23 protein-coding genes and 1 tRNA gene are annotated in these 20831 nt (G+C 63.0%); 10 read left to right on the top strand and 14 right to left on the bottom strand.

The features are described from left to right. From LU699_RS13035 to LU699_RS13010, 6 genes are all read right to left on the bottom strand, one after another. Complete coding sequence (locus LU699_RS13035) at positions 1–561, bottom strand: hypothetical protein (RefSeq protein WP_232137227.1); 561 nt, start codon at positions 559–561, stop codon at positions 1–3. Continuing rightward, the gene (locus LU699_RS13030; protein ID WP_232137229.1) at positions 558–1745 is read right to left on the bottom strand and encodes an XRE family transcriptional regulator; all 1188 of its coding nucleotides are present in this window, start codon (positions 1743–1745) and stop codon (positions 558–560) included. The genes LU699_RS13035 and LU699_RS13030 overlap by 4 nt, the downstream gene beginning before the upstream one ends. Beyond that, positions 1742–3097, bottom strand: coding sequence for a 7-cyano-7-deazaguanine synthase (locus tag LU699_RS13025; RefSeq protein WP_232137231.1), 1356 nt, complete (start codon positions 3095–3097; stop codon positions 1742–1744). Before LU699_RS13025 ends, LU699_RS13030 begins: the two co-directional genes overlap by 4 nt. Next, on the bottom strand, positions 3087–3698 hold the full coding sequence (locus tag LU699_RS13020) for a hypothetical protein (RefSeq protein ID WP_232137232.1): 612 nt from the start codon (positions 3696–3698) through the stop codon (positions 3087–3089). The genes LU699_RS13025 and LU699_RS13020 overlap by 11 nt, the downstream gene beginning before the upstream one ends. 102 nt (positions 3699–3800) lie before the next feature. Then, a complete protein-coding gene (locus LU699_RS13015) occupies positions 3801–4472 on the bottom strand; it encodes a hypothetical protein (RefSeq protein WP_232580198.1) in 672 nt (223 codons plus the stop codon). Then, positions 4469–4627 (bottom strand): hypothetical protein, encoded by a 159-nt coding sequence (locus LU699_RS13010; protein ID WP_232137234.1) that lies wholly within the window; start codon positions 4625–4627, stop codon positions 4469–4471. Before LU699_RS13010 ends, LU699_RS13015 begins: the two co-directional genes overlap by 4 nt. A gap of 710 nt (positions 4628–5337) precedes the next feature. Between LU699_RS13010 and LU699_RS13005 the strand changes: the two genes are divergently transcribed. Then, positions 5338–5706 (top strand): type II toxin-antitoxin system RelE/ParE family toxin, encoded by a 369-nt coding sequence (locus LU699_RS13005; RefSeq protein WP_232137235.1) that lies wholly within the window; start codon positions 5338–5340, stop codon positions 5704–5706. A gap of 19 nt (positions 5707–5725) precedes the next feature. On the opposite strand, the gene LU699_RS13000 is transcribed toward LU699_RS13005, so the two are convergent. Both LU699_RS13000 and LU699_RS12995 read right to left on the bottom strand, forming a co-directional pair. Next, positions 5726–6052: a helix-turn-helix domain-containing protein gene (locus tag LU699_RS13000; protein ID WP_232137236.1), complete on the bottom strand. Its 327-nt coding sequence runs from the start codon at positions 6050–6052 to the stop codon at positions 5726–5728. A gap of 583 nt (positions 6053–6635) precedes the next feature. Beyond that, positions 6636–6839, bottom strand: coding sequence for a hypothetical protein (locus tag LU699_RS12995; RefSeq protein ID WP_232137237.1), 204 nt, complete (start codon positions 6837–6839; stop codon positions 6636–6638). 209 nt (positions 6840–7048) lie between these two features. Here LU699_RS12995 and LU699_RS12990 point away from each other — a divergent pair, with 209 nt between their 5' ends. Continuing rightward, on the top strand, positions 7049–7714 hold the full coding sequence (locus tag LU699_RS12990) for a hypothetical protein (RefSeq protein ID WP_232580197.1): 666 nt from the start codon (positions 7049–7051) through the stop codon (positions 7712–7714). 343 nt (positions 7715–8057) lie between these two features. Here the strand turns inward: LU699_RS12990 and LU699_RS12985 are convergent, their stop codons facing one another. The 4 genes from LU699_RS12985 to LU699_RS12970 form a co-directional block, all read right to left on the bottom strand. Then, positions 8058–8573, bottom strand: coding sequence for a hypothetical protein (locus LU699_RS12985; protein WP_232137239.1), 516 nt, complete (start codon positions 8571–8573; stop codon positions 8058–8060). Between the two features lie 8 nt (positions 8574–8581). Beyond that, positions 8582–9946, bottom strand: a complete 1365-nt coding sequence (locus LU699_RS12980) for a site-specific integrase (protein WP_232137240.1) — start codon at positions 9944–9946, stop codon at positions 8582–8584. 303 nt (positions 9947–10249) lie between these two features. Then, positions 10250–10323 (bottom strand) — tRNA-Gly (locus tag LU699_RS12975). A gap of 79 nt (positions 10324–10402) precedes the next feature. After that, complete coding sequence (locus LU699_RS12970; protein ID WP_232137241.1) at positions 10403–12256, bottom strand: autotransporter domain-containing protein; 1854 nt, start codon at positions 12254–12256, stop codon at positions 10403–10405. Positions 12257–12419: 163 nt separating this feature from the next. Between LU699_RS12970 and thiS the strand changes: the two genes are divergently transcribed. The 4 genes from thiS (at position 12420) to LU699_RS12950 (ending at position 16261) form a co-directional block, all read left to right on the top strand. Continuing rightward, the gene (gene thiS, locus LU699_RS12965; protein WP_232137242.1) at positions 12420–12620 is read left to right on the top strand and encodes a sulfur carrier protein ThiS; all 201 of its coding nucleotides are present in this window, start codon (positions 12420–12422) and stop codon (positions 12618–12620) included. 103 nt (positions 12621–12723) lie between these two features. Beyond that, positions 12724–13521 (top strand): thiazole synthase, encoded by a 798-nt coding sequence (locus LU699_RS12960; protein WP_232137243.1) that lies wholly within the window; start codon positions 12724–12726, stop codon positions 13519–13521. A 10-nt stretch (positions 13522–13531) separates the two neighbouring features. Continuing rightward, entirely contained in the window at positions 13532–14287 is a 756-nt protein-coding gene (trmB, locus tag LU699_RS12955) for a tRNA (guanosine(46)-N7)-methyltransferase TrmB (protein ID WP_232137244.1), read from the top strand. Positions 14288–14416: 129 nt separating this feature from the next. Next, on the top strand, positions 14417–16261 hold the full coding sequence (locus LU699_RS12950; RefSeq protein ID WP_232137245.1) for an SLC13 family permease: 1845 nt from the start codon (positions 14417–14419) through the stop codon (positions 16259–16261). Positions 16262–16303: 42 nt separating this feature from the next. Here the strand turns inward: LU699_RS12950 and LU699_RS12945 are convergent, their stop codons facing one another. Beyond that, positions 16304–16657 carry a Rieske (2Fe-2S) protein gene (locus LU699_RS12945; protein ID WP_232137246.1) on the bottom strand — a complete coding sequence of 118 codons (354 nt, stop codon included), beginning with the start codon at positions 16655–16657 and terminating at the stop codon, positions 16304–16306. Positions 16658–16734: 77 nt separating this feature from the next. Here LU699_RS12945 and LU699_RS12940 point away from each other — a divergent pair, with 77 nt between their 5' ends. From LU699_RS12940 to LU699_RS12925, 4 genes are all read left to right on the top strand, one after another. Further along, entirely contained in the window at positions 16735–17028 is a 294-nt protein-coding gene (locus LU699_RS12940) for a hypothetical protein (RefSeq protein ID WP_232137247.1), read from the top strand. Between the two features lie 69 nt (positions 17029–17097). Then, a complete protein-coding gene (locus LU699_RS12935) occupies positions 17098–17823 on the top strand; it encodes a fumarylacetoacetate hydrolase family protein (protein ID WP_232137248.1) in 726 nt (241 codons plus the stop codon). A gap of 41 nt (positions 17824–17864) precedes the next feature. Beyond that, positions 17865–18293 (top strand): large-conductance mechanosensitive channel protein MscL, encoded by a 429-nt coding sequence (gene mscL / locus LU699_RS12930; RefSeq protein WP_232137249.1) that lies wholly within the window; start codon positions 17865–17867, stop codon positions 18291–18293. Between the two features lie 102 nt (positions 18294–18395). Further along, positions 18396–19835 (top strand): M20/M25/M40 family metallo-hydrolase, encoded by a 1440-nt coding sequence (locus tag LU699_RS12925; RefSeq protein WP_232137250.1) that lies wholly within the window; start codon positions 18396–18398, stop codon positions 19833–19835. Positions 19836–19913: 78 nt separating this feature from the next. Here the strand turns inward: LU699_RS12925 and LU699_RS12920 are convergent, their stop codons facing one another. Next, positions 19914–20831 (bottom strand): TrmH family RNA methyltransferase, encoded by a 918-nt coding sequence (locus LU699_RS12920; protein WP_232137251.1) that lies wholly within the window; start codon positions 20829–20831, stop codon positions 19914–19916.

The raw sequence follows: 20831 nt of genomic DNA, 5'->3' as shown, positions 1-20831 counted from the left end.
TCAGCATTGAGGATCCTCCGGCAGCTCATCCAGCTGCTGTGCCCACCATGCAAGATGGGGACTTGATCGATTTGGAGTGAACTTGCCTAGATCCCGGACGCGCCGAACTGCCGTAGGCAGTGATGCGAGACGCGTTAAATCATTGCCCGCCCATACCTTCAGCAACTCGGGCGTTGAGATCAGCTGGGCGTAGAGCCGCTCCTTGTTGAGCAGCTTTTGAACGGCACCATCATCTGTGCAGAAAAACAAGCCGCGTGAGGCGGCAATTGCCAATCCTTGAGCCTCACCATCACCTAACCAGCGCGCCAAGTGCACTGTGAGGTCCAGCTCCACGGGCGTCGGCGAAAGTAGCCGCAGTGGATAGCTCCGCCCTATATCCGTAGTGCTCATCCTTTTATCGACAACGCATCCCTTACTGTCGTATTCGCGGACATGGTGGATCTCTGAAGCGGCTGCCGTGCCCAAATGAAAGCCGACAGGATATGCGTGCAAGTTCCTGATGCCGCCCCAGGCGCAATAAAGATTGAGCAGCGTGCAGGCGTCCAGCACATATCCATTCATGCAGGAGCGTTGTTCCGATCCAGAACCGATGCGTTGAGCTTAACCTGAAGCAAGCCCTCTTCGTCTATGCGAGACCTGCGATCCGCGAGATCGCGAGCTTGAAGCGGAGAGCGTCGAATTAGCTTGGCGAATTGACTGGTCGTGATTTCTTCGTTGTTCCACGCCTGAATTGCCAGAAGCAGATACCGCTCCGGGAAAGTGTCTATGACTGGCTTCTGATCAGGCTCCGAAATGCCCGCGTCCCGCTTCAGATCGCTTACACGCACACCGGACTCTTTCAGAAACTCCCAAGTCCCGGATCGGATGAGCTTGAGGCCCTCCATGCGAAGCGTCATTGCATTCATGGAAACGCCGTAGAAGTCTGCAATTCGACAGACATCGCCAACATTGACATCGCCACTGCGTGCTTTTGCATCCTCAAACTGACGGCGCACACCTTCGGCTGGCATCAAGAAATTTGCGGCGAACGCGTCCGCAAACCGTTCACTGAAGGGCTTACGGCCGCCCGCATTGAGATAGTCAACGCCTGGCTTGTCGCGGTCGTAAACGAAGTGTCCATACTCGTGAGCGATGGTCCAACGCATGCGCTCTCGCGGGTGAAGACGGTTGACCAGAATGCAGTAGCCAAACCCAGGAACATACGAGTAGAGACCAGCGAGCCTGGAGTGCATCGCATCAACAAACACATGAACCCCGACCTCGTCTAGCGTCTTCCGCAGATCCCCAATCGGCTCGCGCTCACCAAAGCCCAGACGACTTCTTTCGTATTGCGCCACGCGAGCAGGGAGGGCATCTAACTCTCTCGACGCGCGATCGATAAGCGGGGGCGCCATGACTGGCATAAGCCGGGCATTGTTCTTCTCAAGAAGGAACTGATAGTCATCGACGAACTCCGCGAGCTTGTCGATAGCCTCGCTGACGCCAACCTCCTGCGCTGCCTGGGGGATCTCTCCGCGAAGATGCGGGGCGATCATTGGAGGCGCAGTGTCCTGTCGAACGAGGCGACTAACCTGGGTTTTAAACAATGCTGCGAGCGCCACCAGCTCAGCCGGCCTGACCTCCCGTTCGCCCTTCTCAATGGCGATGTAGGTCGGCCGACTGATACCGATGTGCTTGCCGGCATCCAACTGCGACACGCCAGCGGCCTTTCGAGCCGCCGTCAGTCTTTCGGAAAGCGCGCTCATGCTGCCTTCAACAGATCGGGGGTCGGATTACTAGGCAATGGAGCGTCGGCGTGCCTGGCATAAACGCGCAGAACCTCGGCGGCATGGTGTTGGTGAAGCAAGATCAGATCCTCGGACGACGCCGTCAGATGGGGCAGCGCGCAATGATCATCGAGCCGCTCCTTGATGCCAAGGTCCCCTCGCATCCAACGCTGCGCCTGCCACAGGTAGCTTCGGAAATAGTCATCGTCCAACGCGGTCGATTGCTCCCATAGGGGCCTGCTATATGGAGTGATGTCGACTGCCCCTCCCCCCTCAAGAGCCTGATGTCGTTCGATACAGGCAGCGCAGTAGCCGCAATGACTGATGCCAGGCTCCCTCCACGAAGTGTGGATACAAGAGCGAGACTGCTGCGCCCAGCTCACCAGGCCTGGGGGGTGAGCCAGTCTCGCGACCATGTCTGCTTTTGTCATTTGGGCGAATGGAAGCTCGAAACGAATGGACCGCTCCAGCACATCACTAGCCAAGCGCGTCATCATGGACAGGAAAGCGGGATGGGCGCCACGCGTCGAGAAGCCGCTCGACAAGCCACCTCCCACCAAAGGTAGATTGATCGCGCCATGGCCGTTCTCGTAGACATCGACTACATCGACCCCACAAACAGCGGCAAGCACCGCGCCGGACACGCAGAAGAGGAAGCCCCGAGACCGCTGCGTTGCTTCTTGATCTCGAATTCGCCCCGACCCTTCAAGACGCATTACGAATGATGCATGACTGATCGAGCCCGCATTTGGCAGAGCACGCTGGAGTGCCTTGACCTGGTCTTTAGCTCGGCGGCGGATGGCTGACTGATGACCTGCAGTCAACAGCACGATGTCGCGCTGGCCGGCTTGTATCGCACAGGCCAAGCCTGCCGCGGAGTCCAGTCCACCACTGTATAGAGCCACTCGACTGGGACGCCAATCCGACCCGAAGTCGAGGACTTCCTGATGCCCGGGGGGCGTCGATCGCTTCTGAGCCGAGAACGAAACGAGCCAGAAGTCGCCGGACAAGAAGTTCAAGAGCTCAGCGATCTGGTCTGCGACATGCGGTTGAGACCAGTAGTCGAAGTCGGCTACATGGAAGCAGACTGGGATCGTCCGCAATCCCGCCTCATTTCTGATGCTTGCTTTGCGTCGGTAAATCCGATCGATCGCGTAAGCACCCGCTGCGATGCTGATGAAGTCAATCGAGCGCTCGTCTACGCACGCCAGCAGGTCATTGATCATGGCTTGAGCACTGATGCTCATGTGCCGCGTAACGACGCCGCTTTCAACTTCGAGGTAGCCATCCGCATAACGGACCTGCAGCTGCGACGGGACTTCAGCGAGCACGATGCGTCTCCGTAGGCGATATCGGCCGCGGAGCGGTCAGTGACATTCCTACCAACTGCTTCGAGCTCATCCGCGGCTTTGCGGTCAGTCGTCGCTTGAACGGCACTGGTGCGCCATCTCGCAACGCCGCTTCCAGAATGACCCGGAGATCTGCTTCATAAGTGCCAAACACCTTCGCGGCCTGACTACAGAGCTCGTTGCGCAACTCGTGATCGCGGAAGCGCTCCTCGCGCCCGGCCCGCAACTCCGCCTGGTCCACCAATCGCTGCGTTAACAGTCGAGCAGCGACCGCGGCGACTTCGGCCGGATCACTGCTCTGGCATCGGTTGCGTGCAGCGTTAACCAAGCTTGCCAGCCCCTTCTCCGTGAACTGGGCAATGACCGCCTGGACCTGAAGGGGTGAGCCCAGCGATAGGCGAAGCAGCTGCGACAGCGGGGGACCGTTGCGCAATGCACCGTTCAAGGCGGCACACATGCTCTCCATGTCTGCACCCATGGCCGCTGCGATCTCCTCAACAGAGCACTCAGGATCCTTCAGCGCTCGGCGCGTGCGGACCCACCGCGAGGTGTGCCCCATATCGATGATTTCGTTCTCGGCCATGGGAGAAGCCTATTCGTGCCGCAGACTGAGTGTCAAGTCTAATCTATCTTATTTTGTAAATTTGTAAACAATCGATCTGTAAACTTTTGATTTCATTGACATCTAAACCGTAAGCGGACCAGGCTTGGGTGTCTCGTTCCAACGGCGCGGTGCTTCGAGTTGCCCAACAATTTGATAGCGCTGAACCTGGTAGTCGGCGCCGATGTCTTCGGTAACGACATGGATCAGGCCGGCAGCAGCCAGCAGGGAAATGCCAGCCCGGATTTGATTGGCTTGTGCCCCGGATTTGTCTCGCAGGGTCTTGTGCTGGAGCGCGACGACAGCATTGTTGTTGTGGCGCCCCGCCAACAGGATCAAGTAGAGCTTGAGCGCCACTAGTGCGCTTACGCCACGGTGGGGAAGCTTGGGGATGCGTTCGATCACTTGCCGCCGTGGAAGCTTCGCCCAGCCGCCGGCGCCCTCATCGGCGCGGACCAGCGTGAAGTTCGAAGCGGCCTTCCGATTACCGGGCGCGTAGGCCAGCAGACCTGCCTCGACCCCTCGGTGAATTCCCCGAAGGACCATCACCCGACTCAACTGCGTCAGCTCTTCCAAATCAGACAGGGAAGCCTCCACCTCAAAGCTGGCGGCATCTTTGCGTTCAGCGGCAGCTAGGCCGAGATAGACACGCAGCGCCGCTTGCGAGGTCCCAGCAAATTGCCCTCCCTGCAAAGATACGAGCGCCTCATCGCCAGGCTTAAACCACCATGACGGCAACTTCGACCAAGGCCTCATCTCCGCCCCCCACTCTTCGCCACTCGCTCAATGGTCGTGAGGACGCGAATTCCCAACCGGTAGATCAGGAAGACAAACGCGAGCACCACGACCACCAATGCGATGAACGGGTTGTCCCCAGGAATTGCTTGTAACAGCGACATCAGCCAGTTCATGTGGCAGCTCCAAAACATGCTGCCTGTATTTAAGTTGTCTAGGCCACGCTGTGTCTAGAGAGCGCGATAGGCTGGAGCAATGCTGGAATTTCGATAAAACGCCTAAAAATAACGGAAAAATCGATTGTTATTCTCCGATTTTAGGTGGTTTATGGGAGGACCTGAGGAAGGCCTCATTCGGGCCTCCCGTATACCGATCCAACCCCATTCATGTCTTCACGGGAGGGCGACCCCGTCGCAGTTGAGCATCCGCTTGAACTGGCCCCTCTCATGCGTGGGCGGATCCACCGATGGTTGGTAGGCATCCAGCAACTCACGCTCCCATTACCGGACTAATGGCTTCGCTCGCCGGGGCTTGGGGCTGAATAGTGAAGCTTGATGGTCTCCACGCGCTCCTAGGCATTCGCATGCCCGGTGATGATGGCGACATCTCGGTCCAAGTAGCCGTGTTGCTTTAAATCGGTCACTAGGGTGTGGCGGTGAACGCGAACCGCCTTCGAGAGCCCCAGGTCCGCCATGTAGAGCGAGAACCGGCAGCGTGAGCACAAGTCGTAGCAATACTTATCAGCAGCTTGCAGTTCCGAGAGTTCGATTCAAAACCGGAAGCCATACTCTTCGCCAAACCCGGGGGATCACGCTATGGTTGCCTCGCGATTGCTTGGCTGAGGCGTTCATGGAAGTCAGCGAAAGAACTTCAAAGGAGAAGGGCCGTGCCACTTGACTTCGCTTTCTCATCTGACGCTGCGCGGCGCGCTTTCATGTCGCTCCCACCCGAGATAAGGCAGCAGTTTGGTCACGATTTAAACGCCGTCCAGGAAGGCCAGCGCCCTGTATCGGATTTCGAAGATGTTAGCGCGAGCGTTGGTAGAGGGGCGATCGAACTCAAGGAGAACGGTAGTCCCGCGTATCGCGCGGTATATTGCACCAAGTTCGAGAATACGGTGTTCGTCTTCCACGCGTTTGAAAAGACCGCGCAGGGTGTCGACCGAGCCAACATAGCCACAGCGAAGAAGCGCTACAACGAACTTGTTGCCGATGTAAACGCTCGGGCCCAACAGGCCAAGAGGGCTCGCAAATAAGCGCTGCCCTCGACGACCTTTAGGCCTCGCACACTTCTTCGACCTCGCACTCCATGTGCGCGGCACGCTTGGCCGTTTGAGCGACGAATTTCGGCTTCAGCTCGTAACCGGCCAGCTTCATGAAGCGGATGAGCTTGTCCGATGAGAACTTTGTGATCTTGCCAGTCATCAGTTCGCTCACTCGCGACTGTGGCTCGCCCAAGAGCTCACCGATCTGCTTTTGTCCCATCTCGTGAGCTTCGAAAAAGCCGCGTAGTGAGAGCATCAAGCTCGATCGGAACTTCAGATCTGCCGCCTCTTCTGGGCTGTCCGCGATCGCGTCGAATACGCTCTTGAACCGTTCCACAGTGCCTCTCCCGGATATACGCGTTTGCGTATATTGGCTTCGCATGCCAGTGATGTCAAGTGGGCACTAGGCCTTCCTGGCAGTCCTCGATCGCGATGTATGCGCCAGCGTCCCAAGACGCTCGCCCTTGGCTTGACCTACGGATGCACCACCCCATCCCAGTTGAGCATTCGCTTGAACTGGCTCCTCTCATACCTGGGCAGATCCACCGGTGGCTGGTAAGAATCCAGCATCTCACGCTGCCATCACCGGACTACTGGCTTCGTCCGCCGACAATTGGGGCTAGTCGGATGGTCGTAGTGTCGCTTGATCGTCTCTACCCGCTCCTGGGCTGTCGCGTGCCCGGTGATCAAGACCCCATCTCGATCCATGAAGCCTTGCTGCTCCAGGTTCCCGACTAAGGTATGCCGGAAAGCGTGGAAGCGGACCCCCTTTGGGGAACTCTAGGTCGACCATGTAGTTGCCGAATTGGCTACTGATACATACGCCATACGAGCCCACCGTCTCTCCGTTCTTCTTGGTTCCTGCCGCCAGATTGAGGAATATCCTGAACCGACATGCCTCTCGAACATCTTCAACGAACTCAAGGAAGCCGGCATCCAAGACGGCTCAGGGGATCGGCAGGCAGCGGATCGCAGATTTCCCCTTGACGCTGGTCGCTGGCGCGACCCTGCGCGGCGTCAAGCGCCTCATCCATAGTGGCCCGTATATCAAGGCACCACAGCCCTTCGTCTTGGATGACATTGGCAAGCTTCAGCTGCGAGACCTCGCTAATGCGCAACCCCATGTGGAGGCCTAGGATCGGGCACCACCAGCGGTGCGGCCTGGGGTTGGCGCACTGAGTGAAACCGATGGGGTCGAAGATGCGCTCAATCTCCATATCTGAGAAAGCGCTTTGCAAGGCTACGCTTCTTTAGCCCACTACCAGCAAATTCCCCGATGACCGAAGCGCCCGCAGCTATCTCTACCCCACCCCGCCAACCACGATCGCGAAGCGTGTGGATCAACCGCGCGACCTCTCTGACAGCTCTGGTCGTTGCAGTGGGCACGCTCCTAGGATTTTGCCTTCATCTCACAGGCCATGTCGCCCACATAACGGATCTCGGAAATTGGGGCGTTCAAAGCGATCTTTTTCCTCGTCCCGCCGAGTGGACGATAATCAATGGCTACTATGCAATCTTCTCTGAAACAGCTCGCACATTAAGTGATATGCCTTGGAGCCTAATTGTTACAGTTTGTCTTGCGATCGCTTTCGCAATCCTGGTTCACCGACTGCCAGCGCCCAAGAAACGCGCTCTAATAACTGACCGCCTTCCAAACTGGCTGAAGAACACCATCGCGGCCATTGCTCTGTCGGCACTTTGGATGACAGCGATCTTCTACCTGCTTTTGATTGTGCTGATGATCGCGATCATTCCGGCTGCAGTTGGCCAGCGCGCGGGCGAAGATACCGCTGCACAGAATTTGGCGAGATATCGATCAAGCGAAAATTTGACTGACCCTGACGAACTATGGCGCGGCGGAGAGCTTCTGATGCAAGGTCACATCATCGCTGCGTCAACTGACCTCGTTGCTCTGTTTGATACTGAGCTCGATCAGGTAAGGATCATTGATCGAGCAGGCATCGAAATACGAAGCCGCCCCAGGAAGTCCGCGAAATAGGCGCTGGAGGTAGGACGCTGGTGACAAGAGCGAAAAAAGGCCTTTTAAGGTGGGAAGCTCTGCCTCCATTAGGACGCCTCAAATTGACAATTCTCCTACCTGAGCTAGAAGGATGTCCTTCGCAACGGAGGCATCATGAAGATCGAGGAATTCTGGAACCAAGCTTTCATTTCGGCATTGGCTCGCTTGCCGGTGACAAAGGCCAAATTGGAGGCTGATAGGGCTACCAAGGTCTGTATTGAACAGTGGCAAGATCAACGGAGGGAATGGGCGCCGCAATATTTAACTCGATGGCAGGACCAGGAAATTGCGGCAGTCCCCTTGCTCCTAAAAGACATGGAGCTTAACGACGAGGGACGCGTAGTGAGGAAGGTTTCGTCACGGCAGGCAAAGGAGACAAAGCAGCGAATGCCTTTGAAGCATCAGCACCAAAGTTGATTAATTTTTCAGCCCCCTCTGCAACAAAAACATACTGGACTTTAGCCGCTTGCGGGCGTCCGCGAACTCCTGTCCATACAGCATATACGCACGCTTGCGTCGCATGCTCATAGCTTAATGCCACAGACTGTAAGAATATCTCCTGAAACTCTGGCAATACGAACGGCGCCTCAGAAGGCCGCGCTTCTGACACGATGGTGTAGTCGCGTCGCAATTCTTCCTTAAGTTTGGTCAACTCAAAGGTGTCTCCCAAAGCCTTTGAAATGTCGTCAGCGGAAACTGCTACTGCGAGTGGCGGACGGCTTTGATCGCTCCTTGTGGCATTCAACATCGCTTGCGCTTGGATGACCAGAGCACGCGGCTTCTTACGAGCGAGCTTATCGTCTGTGGTCTTTTTGAGCTCGTGTTCCGAGTGGTTCATAGACAGTCCTACTGATGCAAGTTTGCTGATGTCGAGAGCAAAGGCGCGAATTGAGCTCGTTGATAGCTTTGGAGCTTGAGTGAGGGCGTAAAGGAGGCCAGCACCTCAACACGCCGCGGCAGCGATGCGGTATCCGCAATGTGGATGTAGTGCCGCGCGAGTGTCGGCACCTGTGAGGTGATCGCATGCCCGGTAATCAGCGCGATCTCGCGCTCTGGGATCCCCTGCTCTGCCAGCACCGTCGACATCGTGTGGCGGAATGAATGGAAGCCAGTGCCCTTCTCGACACCGATAGTCTTTACATATGCGCCGAACTGCCTGGACAGTTGCCTGCCGTAGCCCTTGCCGTTCGGGGTGCCATCTTTTTTGGTGCCGGCCGGCAGATGCGGGAACAGCCGCGGGTGGCCCGTCTGACGCATGTCCTCCACGAAGTCGAGGAAGCCGGCTTCGAGCAAGGGCTGCGCCAGCGGCACGAAGCGGATCGACGCCTTGTTCTTGATCTTCTGACCGCGGGCGTTCTTCCAGAAGAAGAGGCCCCAGATCCCATCGACTTCGCGAACATCGTCGATGTAGAGCTGCGCGACTTCGCTGACGCGAGCTCCGGTGTAGAGGCCGATCATCGGCCCCCACCAGCGATGGGGTGAAGTCGCCCACGCCCTGAAGCGTGCGGGCTCGAACATGGCGCTCAACTCGTCGGGCGTAAACGCGCGGCCTGTGTCGAGATCGGTCGAGGTGTCGATCTCAGGCTTGATCGCCTTGAGCGGGTTCTTGCTGAGCAGATCCTGGTTGACCAAGGCGTTGAGGAAGACACCCAAGCGCGACTGGTGCTTGTTGTAGGTGTGCGGCGACACCGGGACACGCTCACGCTTGCCCGCTTCGATGATCTCCAGCACGGACATGCCTCGATATTGGGGCCGCACCGTCGCGCGCTCAGGCCACCAGCGGACGGCATCAAGGAACGCACGCACATGCGATGCCTTGATCTCGCGCACGGGGATGTCGCCCGTCAGCGCGAGGAATATCCGCAACGAATGCCGGCTCTCTGTGATCGTGTCCGGATTGAGCTTGCGTCGTTCCAGGTCGCCCAAGTGCGTCTTGATCTCGTCGGCAAGTCGCGGTGCGGCCTCTACCTCTGGCAAGGCGGCGAGAACCTGAGCATCAACAGGAGCAATCGCGGCGACGGGAGACGCGACGCGCTTCTCCATGACGGCTTCGAGCACACGAAGAAAGTCGTTGCTGTCTTCCAGCCCGTTGACCGTGACGCGCCCGAAGTTCACCCCGTTGACTTGGACCGCGTCCGCCGTCCAATCCATCGTTCCACCCGATGCGGCAGCCGCCCTCGCACTCTCCAGCAGCTTCTTGACATCGACCATCCCTGTCTCCCCTCGACGCACTGCATCGAATGCTTTGGAGAGTGCCATGCCAATGACCGCCGCGTGTAGTCGTGCCTCATCGCCACGGAGCGATCCGAGCGCGCGCACGACAAACCGTGAGCCGACTGCGGATCGAAATTCCGCTGGCACCAGAAAGCGAACATAGAGACCCGAAGGGCGGGTCAGGAAAAGTGGTTTCGGCACGATCGATACCTAAAACGATACCCAAGGGTTTCGATTTCAGGGTCGATGTGATTTCGGAAATCCTTCCCGATCAGTGAGTTAGATCGGGAGGATCCAAGTTGGAGCGGGTGAAGGGAATCGAACCCTCGTCAGTTGCTTGGGAAGCAACAGCTCTACCATTGAGCTACACCCGCGCGAGGTGGGCAGTCTATGCCGGCCCTGCGCGCATTGGCAACGACGCCGCGGGGGCGCCGTTGCCAGTCGAGGCAGGCCTCAGAAGCCGGCGCCGATCGTCGCGAACGCGGTGGTGTTGCTGCCGCCCTTCTGGCCGACCGTCAGGCTGGCGCCGACGTTGGCGTCGAGGCCGAACAGCTTGGTCTGCGTGCCCAGTGTCGCGGTGGCGTAGCTGTTGTCGTAGCCGCGCGCCGGCACTGCATACGGCAGCGTCGAGGGCAGCGACTGCGACTGTGCGAAGGCTTCCGTCGGCGCGTCTTCGAACTCGCGATCGATGGTCACGCGCGCATAGGGACGGAACGCGTCGCTGGCGGCGTAGGCGAACTGCCAGCCGGCGCTGCCGATCAGCGAGTCGATGTCCTGCGACGGATACGCCAGCGAGCTCGACACGGTCGGGTCGCTTTCGGCGAAACCGTCGACTTCGATGCGCTGCGCGACCAGCGACAGCACCGGGCCGTGCTGCAGCGCGCCTTCGCCGAAGTTCCAGCCGGCGCCGATCGCGGCAGTCACGTTGCTGCCGTCGGCCTGACCGGAATGCACGCGCGTCACCGGGCCGATCTGCACGGTGCGGTCGGTGTCGAAGTCGAGCCAGGTGTAGCTCAGCTGCGCGTTGACCCAGGCGCCGCTGTCGGCGCGCCAGCCGACGAATCCGCCGACCGTCGCTTCGCTCTGGTCCCAGTTGCCGCGACGCAGGCCCCAGTCGTTGCCCTGCTTGCCGTAGCCGACGAAGCCGCCGAAGGTCGTGTCGCCCGAGGTCCAGTCCATACCCGCGGTCAGCGCCGGACCGACGCCGTCATAGGCATCGCCGTGGTCGTAGCGCTGCATGTCGGCGCGCACGTCGGCCCACCAGCTGCGGCCCTCGCTACGTGCCGGTGCCAGGCTTAGACGGTTGTTGATGCGATCGGCGCGGGCGCGGCCGCTCACGGTCGCGGACTGCGGCAGCACCGCGATCTGCTGGGGGCCGTCGATCATCGCGATCGCGAGGTCGGCGATCATTTCGTGCGCGCGGCTGGCCGGGTGCACGCCGTCGGCGAACAGATAGGTATCGGCGGCGGACGGGGTGACCAGCGAGTTCGGATTGCAGAACACCGACGAGTCACCGATGCCCGGCTGCGCGCGGCACGCGGCCGAGGTCACGTTGGCGAAGCCGTACAGCGCCGGGCTGGCGGAGACTTCCTGCAGGAAGTGGAAGGTGTCGACCGGGATCACGCGCAGGCCCTGGCTGGCCAGGCCGCCGTAGAGCGCGGTGTTGTAGGTGTTGGCGAGCGCGGTGCCGGTCGCCATCGCGACGGGGCCACCGGCGCGCGATTGCGGGGTCAGACCGATGTCCGGAATCGACGGCACCACGACGTAGCGGGCGCCCGCGCCCTGCAATGTGCCGACCAGACCGACCTGGGCGGTGACCGCCGAGCCGATGATCTGCTGCGCCTGCGCGGGATTGGCGGCAACCGCGAACAGGTCGTTCGCACCGCCCCACACGGTGTACAGCGCGTTCGCATCGGCGCGGCCGCCGTTGGCGGTCAGATAGGTGTTGACCTGCGAGGCCAGCGACGGCGCCGGTCCGAGCGCGGCGATGGCGGTCGCCGACACGCGTGCGCCGCCGGCGGCGTAGTTGTCGCCGACCTGACCGTTGCCGTTGGAATTCGCATCGGTGTCGTAGCGGTCGGCCACGTGCTCGGCCCAGGTCAGGCCCGGGTTGGTGGTGAAGCGGCCGAGGATCGCGCCCGACGGACCGACCGTGCGGACGATGACCGGGCGGAAATAGCCCGAGTCGGTGAGGCTGTCGCCGAAGAACACCGTGCGCGAGAACGTCTCGTCGGCGGCGAATGCGGGCAGGGTGGCGGCAGCGGCGAGCGCGACGGCGAGGGCGGCACGGATGGGCGTGGACGGCATCTGGGGGTTTCTCCTGGAAATTGACGTTGGCCGGCGCGTTCCCGCCGGTCCATCCGGCAGCGCATGGCGCCGAATCGCGGGATCATCCCATGTCGTTTCTGGCGCCGGCACGCCGCAGTGCGGCACGCGTGCGCCGGCTGCGCGAAGCGGCGACAATTCCGCCATGAATATCCGACTCAACGGCGAAGATCTCGCCCTCGACACCGGCAGCACCATCGCCGCACTGCTCACCCAACAGGGACTGGCCGACCGCCGCGTTGCGGTCGAGATCAACGGCGATATCGTGCCGCGCGGCCGCCATGCCGAACACGCGATACAGGATGGCGACCGGGTCGAGATCGTGCACGCGCTGGGCGGTGGCTGAGCATCGGCCCGGCGCGCCCTGGCTGCGCCCGACGACACGCACGGCCCCGACGGGCTGATCACGAACGCCCACATGCCCCGGCCGCATCGGCGATAATCCCCCGATGACCACTGCATCCCCCGCTGATGCCGGCCTCATCATCGCCGGCAAGACCTATTCCTCCCGCCTGCTGACCGGCACCGGCAAGTTCAAGGATCTCGACGAGACCCGCCTGGCCACCGAGGCCGCGGGCGCGCAGATCGTCACCGTCGCGATCCGCCGCACCAACATTGGCCAGAACCCGGGCGAGCCCAACCTGCTCGACGTGCTGCCGCCGGATCGCTACACGATCCTGCCCAACACTGCCGGCTGCTACACCGCCGAAGACGCCGTGCGCACCTGTCGCCTCGCGCGCGAACTGCTCGACGGCCACAACCTGACCAAGCTCGAAGTGCTGGGCGACCAGCGCACGCTGTTCCCGGACGTCGTGCAGACGCTGAAAGCGGCCGAGCAACTGGTGAAGGACGGCTTCGACGTCATGGTCTACACCTCCGACGATCCGATCCTGGCCAAGCGCCTGGAAGAGATCGGCTGCGCCGCGGTGATGCCGCTGGCCGCGCCGATCGGCTCGGGCCTGGGCATCCAGAACAAGTACAACCTGATCGAGATCATCGAGAACGCGAAGGTGCCGATCATCGTCGACGCCGGCGTCGGCACCGCGTCCGATGCGGCGATCGCGATGGAGCTGGGCTGCGACGGCGTGCTGATGAACACCGCGATCGCCGGCGCACGCCATCCGGTGCTGATGGCCAGCGCGATGCGCAAGGCAGTCGAAGCGGGTCGCGAGGCCTTCCTCGCCGGCCGGATTCCGCGCAAGCGGTTCGCGAGCGCGTCTTCGCCCGTTGATGGCGTCATCGGCTGATCGACGAGCGATGACCAACCCGTTTTCCAGCGAAGGTGCCAAGGCCCCGCCGAAGCCGTTCACGGCAACCGAAGGCCGTCGCGAGATCCGCAGTTTCGTGCTGCGCCAGGGCCGATTCACGCCGGCCCAGCAGCGCGCGTTCGATGACGCCTGGCCCAAATTCGGGCTGGACTACCAGGGCACGCCGCGCGATTTCGACGCCGCCTTCGGCCGCAGTGCGCCGCGCATCGTCGAGATCGGTTTCGGTAATGGCACGGCCCTGCGTCATTCGGTGCAGCTGGATCCCGCGCGCGATCACATCGGCATCGAAGTGCATGCGCCGGGCGTCGGCCGCGTGCTCAATGCGCTGACCGAAGACGGCAACGGCAACGTCCGCGTGTATCACCACGACGCGGTTGAGGTGCTGGAACACGAGATCGCCGACGGCGCGCTCGACGAGATCCGCATCTATTTCCCGGATCCCTGGCACAAGAAGCGCCACAACAAACGCCGGCTGGTGAAGCCGGAGTTCGCCGCGCTGCTGGTGCGCAAGCTGAACCCTGACGGCCGCCTGCATCTGGCGACCGACTGGGCCGATTACGCCGAGCAGATGTGGGACGTGCTCGACGCGACGCCCGGCCTGCGCAATCGCGCCGGTCCACGGGGCCACGTGCCACGTCCGCCGTGGCGGCCGCAGACCCATTTCGAAACCCGCGGGCAGAAGCTCGGACACGGCGTCTGGGATCTGCTGTATGACCGCGTCGCCGAAGACGACGCCGGACGCTAGTGCCGTGACACGGGCCCCAGGACGCCGGGTTCGACATCCGCTGCACGCGGCGCCGCGCAGTCTGTTGCCGATGGCCTGCGCCCGCCCCGCTCCACGCGTCACCGATGGCCAGGACGGCCTGCGACCCTGATGGACACCGCGCTCGCCCTCACCACCGACATGAAGATCGTCCTGGCCCTCGTGGGCCTGACGATGGTGCTGTTCGTGTTCCAGCGCGTGCGCGCGGATCTGGTGGCGCTGGTGGTCCTGGTGATGCTGGGGCTGACCGGTCTGGTCGCGCCGGAAGACGTGTTCAACGGGTTCTCGTCGAACGCGACGATCAGCGTAATCGCCACGATGATCCTCGGCATGGGGCTCGACCGCACCGGCGCACTAAACCGCCTCGCGGGCTGGCTGCTGCGGCGGGCCAAAGGCCAGGAAGACCGGCTGCTGATGCTGACCGCCGGTATCGCCGGCCTCAATTCCTCGGTGATGCAGAACCCGTCGGTGATGGCGCTGTACATGCCGGTCGCCGCGCGTCTGGCCTCTCGCTCGGGTCTGCGTCTGGCACAGATGCTGCTGCCGATCTGTGTGGCCATCATCATGGGCGGCACGCTGACGATGGTCGGCTCCTCGCCATTGATCCTGCTCAACGATCTGCTGACCGCGGCCAACGCCAACCTGCCCTCGGGCTCGGCGACGCTGGAATCGTTGAACATGTTCGCGCCGCTGCCGATCGGCCTGGTGCTGCTGGCCGCCGCCCTCGCCTATTTCCATTTCCGCGGCAACCGGCAGCTGGGCGATCTGGGCGACGGCGAAGGCAATGTCACCCCGGCGCGCACGCAGAGTTACTTCGCCAGCGCCTACGGCATCGACGGTGATGTCTACGAACTGGTGGTCACCGCGGAAAGTCCGCTGGTTGGCATGACCTTCGGCGAGGCCGAGTCGATCCACGACGCACCGGTGCTGCTCGCGCTCAAGTCCGAGAACGAGTCACGCCTGGCGCCGCCGTCGGATGCGCGCATCTGGGTCGGCAGCGTGATCGGCGCGATGGGCCAGCGCCAGCAGGTCGCCGACTTCGCCCAGAACCAGTTCCTTCGCCTGAGCACACGGCTGCGCAATTTCGGTGATCTATTCAATCCCAGCCGCGCCGGCATCGCCGAAGCCGTGGTGCCGCCGACCTCGAAATTCATCGGAAAGTCCGCAGCAGAATTGAGCCTGCGCAAGAAGTACGGCGTGCGCTTGCTCGCAATCAACCGCGACAAGCAGGTGATCCGCGAGGACGTGCGTTCGATGACGCTGCGCGCCGGCGACATGCTGGTGTTGCACAGCATCTGGCAGGACCTGGCGAAGACCGCCAAGTCGCTCGACTTCATCATCGTCACCGATTATCCGAAGGGTGAGCAGCGGCCGCACAAGTTCAAGATCGCGATGGCGATCTTCGCGGTGACGATGCTGATCGCGCTCTCCTCGCGCGTGCCGACATCGGTCGCGCTGATGGCCGGTGTCGCCGGCATGCTGGTGTTCGGCGTGCTGAAGATGGACGAGGCCTACAGCGCGATCAACTGGAAGACCGTGTTCCTGATGGCCTGCCTGATTCCGCTGGGCTGGGCGATGGATTCCAGCGGCGCGGCGGCATGGGTCGCCGGGCACACGATCGAACGATTGCCGAGCGGTCTGCCCATCTGGGTGCTGGAGATCGCGGTCGCCTTGCTGACCGCGGCGTTCTCGATGGTCATCAGCCACGTCGGCGCGACGATCGTCGTGGTGCCGCTCGCGATCAATCTCGCGCTCGCGGTGGGTGGCAATCCGACGGCGTTCGCGCTGATCGTCGCGCTGTCGGCGTCGAACAACTTCATGACCCAGTCGAACCCGGTGATGTCGATGATCATCGGCCCGGCCGGCTACAAGGCGCGCGAGCTGTGGCGGATCGGTCTGCCGATCTCGCTGATCTACACGGTGATCGTCGTGCTGATGGTCAATCTGCTGTTCTGATCGAAGCGGTCCAATCGCACGCTGGCACGCAGCGCGCTACGTTCAATCCAGCACGACCTGCCCGTCCTGCACGCGCACCTCGACCGAGCGCAGCGATTCGCCGCGACATGGCCCGGCGACGCATACACCGTCGACGAGCGAAAAACTCGCGCCATGTGCCGCGCACACGAGTTCACCGGTCTTCGCACGCAGGAACTGACCGGGCGCCCAATCGAGACGACGACCTGCATGCGGACAGATGTTCAACCACGCCTGCACGCGCGCACCGTCGCGGAACAGCACCAGCGATTCGGCATCACCGTCCAGCGTCGCCTCCACTTCAGCGAATCCGCCGTCTGCGATGGCGTCGAGCGCGAGCAGTGGCGCGCGCGCTTCACGTGGATTTAACGAAGACATTACAACTCCGATCGGCCCGGGCCCGATACTGGTCGCCGGCCCACAAGCCGCATTGTGTCACGACGTTTACGGAACCCATGTCCAAGCCTTTCTTCCGCGATCTCCATGCCCGATTCGACGCCTCCGGCGTGCGCGCGATGTTCGCGCCGCGCAAACCGCGTCATCCGCTGCTGCGCATCGCGCTCGGCCTGGTCGGCGTGGCGATGCTCGCGGTGCTGCTTGTCGCCGGTGTCTTCATCGGCGCCGCGATGATCCTGTTCGGCATCGCCCGTCGCCTGCTCGTGCGCGGCCCCGCGCCGCGCCGCGACACGCGCATCGTCGACGCCGAATATCGCGTCGTGCGCGAGCGCGACCACGCCGCACTGCGCTGATCCAACTTGCGCGGCGACAGCGCCGCGCCTGTCTTCCATCTTGATGGCGCGTTGCGCCGAGGACCCGCGATGACCGATCCCGCGCGCGATGTCGTGCCCGCTCTCGAGCCCGTGCGCCTGTCGGTGCGGGGCGGTGGCCGTTTTCCGGTACGCCGGGTCTACTGCGTCGGCCGCAACTTTGCCGACCACGCGAAGGAGATGGGTGCCGAGGCGCCAGCCTCGAAGGCCGTGCGTGGGACACCGGTGTTCTTCGCCAAGCCGGCCGATGCGGTCGTGACCGGCGATGCGGTGCCCTACCCCAGCGCCACGCAAGATCTGCATCACGAGGTCGAACTGGTCGTCGCGCTCGGTGCCGACGCGCCTGCGGGCGTACTCGCGGTCGAGGACGCGCAGGCACTGGTGTTCGGCTACACGGTCGGCCTCGATCTCACCCGTCGTGACCTGCAGGCCGCGGCCAAGGCCAAGGGTCTGCCGTGGGATATCGCCAAGGGCTTCGATGCGTCCGCGCCGGTCGGCGAACTCGTGCCGGCATCCGAGATCGGCGCGCTCGAATCTCGCACGCTGCTCCTCGAGGTCAACGGTGTGCAGCGCCAGGTGTCGACGCTCGACCAGCTGATCTGGGATGTGCCCGAGATCCTGCACGAACTGTCGAAACTGTTCGCCCTGCGCGCGGGCGATCTCGTCTTCATGGGTACGCCGGCCGGTGTCGCCGCGCTGCAGCCCGGCGATCGCTGCGTCGCCAGGCTCGACGACGTGATCGCACTGCACCTCGAAATCACTCCGCCGTCGGTATAGTCGACCGCGCTCGTTTCCCCAATACAGTGCAGGAGTGATCCATGGGCATTCTGTCCGAATTCAAGGAGTTCGCGGTCCGCGGCAACGTCATCGATCTCGCGGTCGGTGTCGTCATCGGCGCATCGTTCGGCAAGATCGTCACCGCGCTGGTCGACCAGATCATCATGCCGCCGATCGGCTGGCTGATCGGCAATGTCGATTTCACCGAACTGGCCATCACGCTGCGCGCGGCGTCCGTCGATGCCGTCACCGGCGACGAGATTCCCGCGGTCGCGATCGGCTACGGCATCTTCATCAACACCATCATCCAGTTCACCATCGTCGCGTTCGCGATCTTCCTCGCGGTCAAGTTCATCAACCGTCTGAAGCGCAAGCAGGCCGAAGCGCCGGAGGCGGCCAAGCCGGCCGAGCCGAGCGAAGAAGTGAAGCTGCTGCGCGAAATCCGCGATTCGCTGCGGACGCAGCCCTGACGCAGCGTTCCAGACACGTTCGAGCCATCCGACGGGCCGCGCGCGACAATGCCGCGGCCCGTTTTCTTTCTGCCGATCCCTTTCATCGCTGGAGTCGTCCACATGCGCGTTCCGTCCTTCAGGCCTCTGGCCGCCGCCCTCCTGTCGACCGCGCTGCTGGCCGCATCTCCCGCATTCTCGCAATCGCGTGAGGCCGCGCCGCTGTCGGCGGCTGCGCTGGAACAGGCCGCGCAATTGCGCGAACGCGCCACGCAGGACGGCACCGCGTACGGGTTGATCGAATCGTTAACCACCGAAATCGGCCCGCGCCTGCCCGGCAGCGAAGCGGACGCACGCGCCGTCGCCTGGGCGAAGGCGCGCTTAGAGGCGCTCGGCTACGACAAGGTCTGGACCGAACCGGTGACGTTCCCGAAGTGGGAGCGTCGCAGCGAACATGCCGCCGTCGTCGGCGCGCATGCACAGCCGCTGGTGATCACCGCACTCGGCGGCAGCCCGGCTGGCGACGTCACCGCGGAACTGGTGCGCTTCGACAGCGTCGCCGCGCTGGAAGCGGCCGACCCCGCGACGCTGCGCGGCAAGCTCGCGTTCGTCGACGTGCCGATGGCGCGTTCGCGTGACGGCAGCGGGTACGGCGCTGCCGGTCCGGTGCGTGGCCGCGGTCCGTCGATCGCCGCGCGCAAGGGCGCCGCCGGCTATCTGATGCGCTCGATCAGCACCAGTCCGCATCGCGTCGCCAATACCGGCATCACCCGTTTCGATGCCGACGTCACCCCGATTCCCTCGGCCGCGCTGTCGTTGCCCGACGCCGACCAGCTCGCGCGCCTGCTGACCCGCGGACCGGTGCAGGTGCATCTGGCGCTGGATGTCGGCTGGAACGGCGAGTACACCTCGCAGAACGTCATCGGCGAAATCACCGGCCGCGAAGCGCCGGGCGAAATCGTGCTGATCGGCGGGCATCTGGATTCATGGGATCTCGGCACCGGCGCGGTCGACGATGCATCCGGCGTCGGCATCACGATGGCCGCCGGTCACCTGATCGCGCAGCTGCCGCAACGCCCGCGCCGCACGGTGCGCGTAGTCGCGTTCGCGAACGAAGAACAGGGCCTGCTCGGCGCACGCGCGTACGCCGAGGCACACGGCGGCGCTGACGTCATCGCGCAGCACATCGTCGGCGCGGAAAGCGACTTCGGCGCCGGCCGTATCTACGGCTTCAATACCAGCGCACCCGCCGGACAGCGCGCGACCAGCGACGCGATCGCCGAAGTGCTGCGTCCGCTCGGCATCGACTACCTGCAGGACAAGGGTGGCCCGGGTCCGGACATCTCCCCGCTGGCCGCCAAGGGTGGCGCCTGGGGCTGGCTGGGCCAGGACGGTACCGACTACTTCGATCTGCACCACAACGCCAACGACACCTTCGACAAGGTCGATCCCGACGCGGTTGCGCAGAACACCGCCGCCTACGCCGTGTTCGCGTGGCTGGCAGCGGAATCGGAAGGCGGATTCGGCAGCGCGCCGAAGACCGAGGCGACGCCGGAGCACTGACGCCGGCTCATCGCATCGCGCACCTGCGCGATGCGGCGTTCGAGCACTCGCGCAGTCAGCGCAAGTGCCAGCAGCCGCTCACGCGCGGCTGTGCTGGGTCCACTGCGCCAGCAGCACGGCCGTCGCCGAGGCGACGTTGAGACTCTCGACCTTGCCGCTGCCAGGAATGCCGAGGCGCAGATCGCAGGCTTTGGCGAGTTCGGGATCCATGCCTTCGCCTTCAGAACCGATCACGAAGACGACGCGTTCGGGCAGCGGTTTCGCGAACACGCTTTCGCCGCCGCGCACCACAGTCGCCGCGAGCGAAAACCCGACGCTGCGCAGTTGCGCGATCGCATTGTCATCGCGACCGAGACGCACGAAAGGGACTGATTCGGCACCACCTTCGGCGACGCGCGCGGCAGCGCCGGACAGCGCCAACGGCGAGGTCTTCGGCAGCAGGATCGCGCCCGCGCCGAAATGCGCGGCCGAGCGCAGGATCGCGCCGAGATTGTGCGGATTGCCCACACCGTCGAGCCACAGCGCGCACACCGGACCGGCCGGCAGCGTCTGCAGCCACGTGCCGAGCGACTGCGGCGCTTCACGCAGCACGTCGGCGACGACGCCTTCATGGTGCGAGCTGGCGGCAAGCTTGCGCAGATCGTCTTCGGCGACCACGCGATAGCCGACACGGTTCGCCGCGCACCACTTCAGCAGTGGCTGCAGCTGCGGAATGCGGGCCTCGAGCAGATAGAGCTTGCGGATCGCCCCGGGTCGACGCGCGAACACGGCGTCGATCGCGTTGCGTCCGTAGAGGCGCATCTCGCGCCGGTCTTCGGTCTCGCCGTCCTCCGCGTCGTCCGCGCGTACGTCAGGACGCGGCGCTGCAGCGCGCGGCGGCGGCGGCGCTGACGTCTCGGGACGCGAACGCGCGCCCCATGGGCTGTCACGACCGGGAGCGGGCGCTGGCGTGCGTGGCGTGTCGCGGCCACTGCCGGACCAGGGGGACTTCGTCAT

The sequence above is a fragment of the Luteimonas fraxinea genome (assembly GCF_021233355.1).
GTDB classification, from domain to species: Bacteria; Pseudomonadota; Gammaproteobacteria; order Xanthomonadales; family Xanthomonadaceae; genus Luteimonas; species Luteimonas fraxinea.
Note: the sequence above shows the minus strand (reverse complement) of the source record. Positions and strands in the feature narration are given on the sequence as shown.

Coding starts and splice junctions, on each gene's coding strand:
- LU699_RS12960 (WP_232137243.1), top strand. CDS start 12,724: ATGACCACTGCATCCCCCGCTGATGCCGGCCTCATCATCGCCGGCAAG.
- thiS (WP_232137242.1), top strand. CDS start 12,420: ATGAATATCCGACTCAACGGCGAAGATCTCGCCCTCGACACCGGCAGC.
- LU699_RS12995 (WP_232137237.1), bottom strand. CDS start 6,839: ATGGGGTTGCGCATTAGCGAGGTCTCGCAGCTGAAGCTTGCCAATGTC.
- LU699_RS12950 (WP_232137245.1), top strand. CDS start 14,417: ATGGACACCGCGCTCGCCCTCACCACCGACATGAAGATCGTCCTGGCC.
- LU699_RS12940 (WP_232137247.1), top strand. CDS start 16,735: ATGTCCAAGCCTTTCTTCCGCGATCTCCATGCCCGATTCGACGCCTCC.
- LU699_RS12925 (WP_232137250.1), top strand. CDS start 18,396: ATGCGCGTTCCGTCCTTCAGGCCTCTGGCCGCCGCCCTCCTGTCGACC.
- LU699_RS13020 (WP_232137232.1), bottom strand. CDS start 3,698: ATGGCCGAGAACGAAATCATCGATATGGGGCACACCTCGCGGTGGGTC.
- LU699_RS12920 (WP_232137251.1), bottom strand. CDS start 20,831: ATGACGAAGTCCCCCTGGTCCGGCAGTGGCCGCGACACGCCACGCACG.
- LU699_RS12985 (WP_232137239.1), bottom strand. CDS start 8,573: ATGAACCACTCGGAACACGAGCTCAAAAAGACCACAGACGATAAGCTC.
- LU699_RS12945 (WP_232137246.1), bottom strand. CDS start 16,657: ATGTCTTCGTTAAATCCACGTGAAGCGCGCGCGCCACTGCTCGCGCTC.
- LU699_RS12980 (WP_232137240.1), bottom strand. CDS start 9,946: ATGGTCGATGTCAAGAAGCTGCTGGAGAGTGCGAGGGCGGCTGCCGCA.
- LU699_RS12970 (WP_232137241.1), bottom strand. CDS start 12,256: ATGCCGTCCACGCCCATCCGTGCCGCCCTCGCCGTCGCGCTCGCCGCT.
- mscL (WP_232137249.1), top strand. CDS start 17,865: ATGGGCATTCTGTCCGAATTCAAGGAGTTCGCGGTCCGCGGCAACGTC.
- LU699_RS13010 (WP_232137234.1), bottom strand. CDS start 4,627: ATGAACTGGCTGATGTCGCTGTTACAAGCAATTCCTGGGGACAACCCG.
- LU699_RS13015 (WP_232580198.1), bottom strand. CDS start 4,472: ATGAGGCCTTGGTCGAAGTTGCCGTCATGGTGGTTTAAGCCTGGCGAT.
- LU699_RS13035 (WP_232137227.1), bottom strand. CDS start 561: ATGAATGGATATGTGCTGGACGCCTGCACGCTGCTCAATCTTTATTGC.
- LU699_RS12935 (WP_232137248.1), top strand. CDS start 17,098: ATGACCGATCCCGCGCGCGATGTCGTGCCCGCTCTCGAGCCCGTGCGC.
- trmB (WP_232137244.1), top strand. CDS start 13,532: ATGACCAACCCGTTTTCCAGCGAAGGTGCCAAGGCCCCGCCGAAGCCG.
- LU699_RS13030 (WP_232137229.1), bottom strand. CDS start 1,745: ATGAGCGCGCTTTCCGAAAGACTGACGGCGGCTCGAAAGGCCGCTGGC.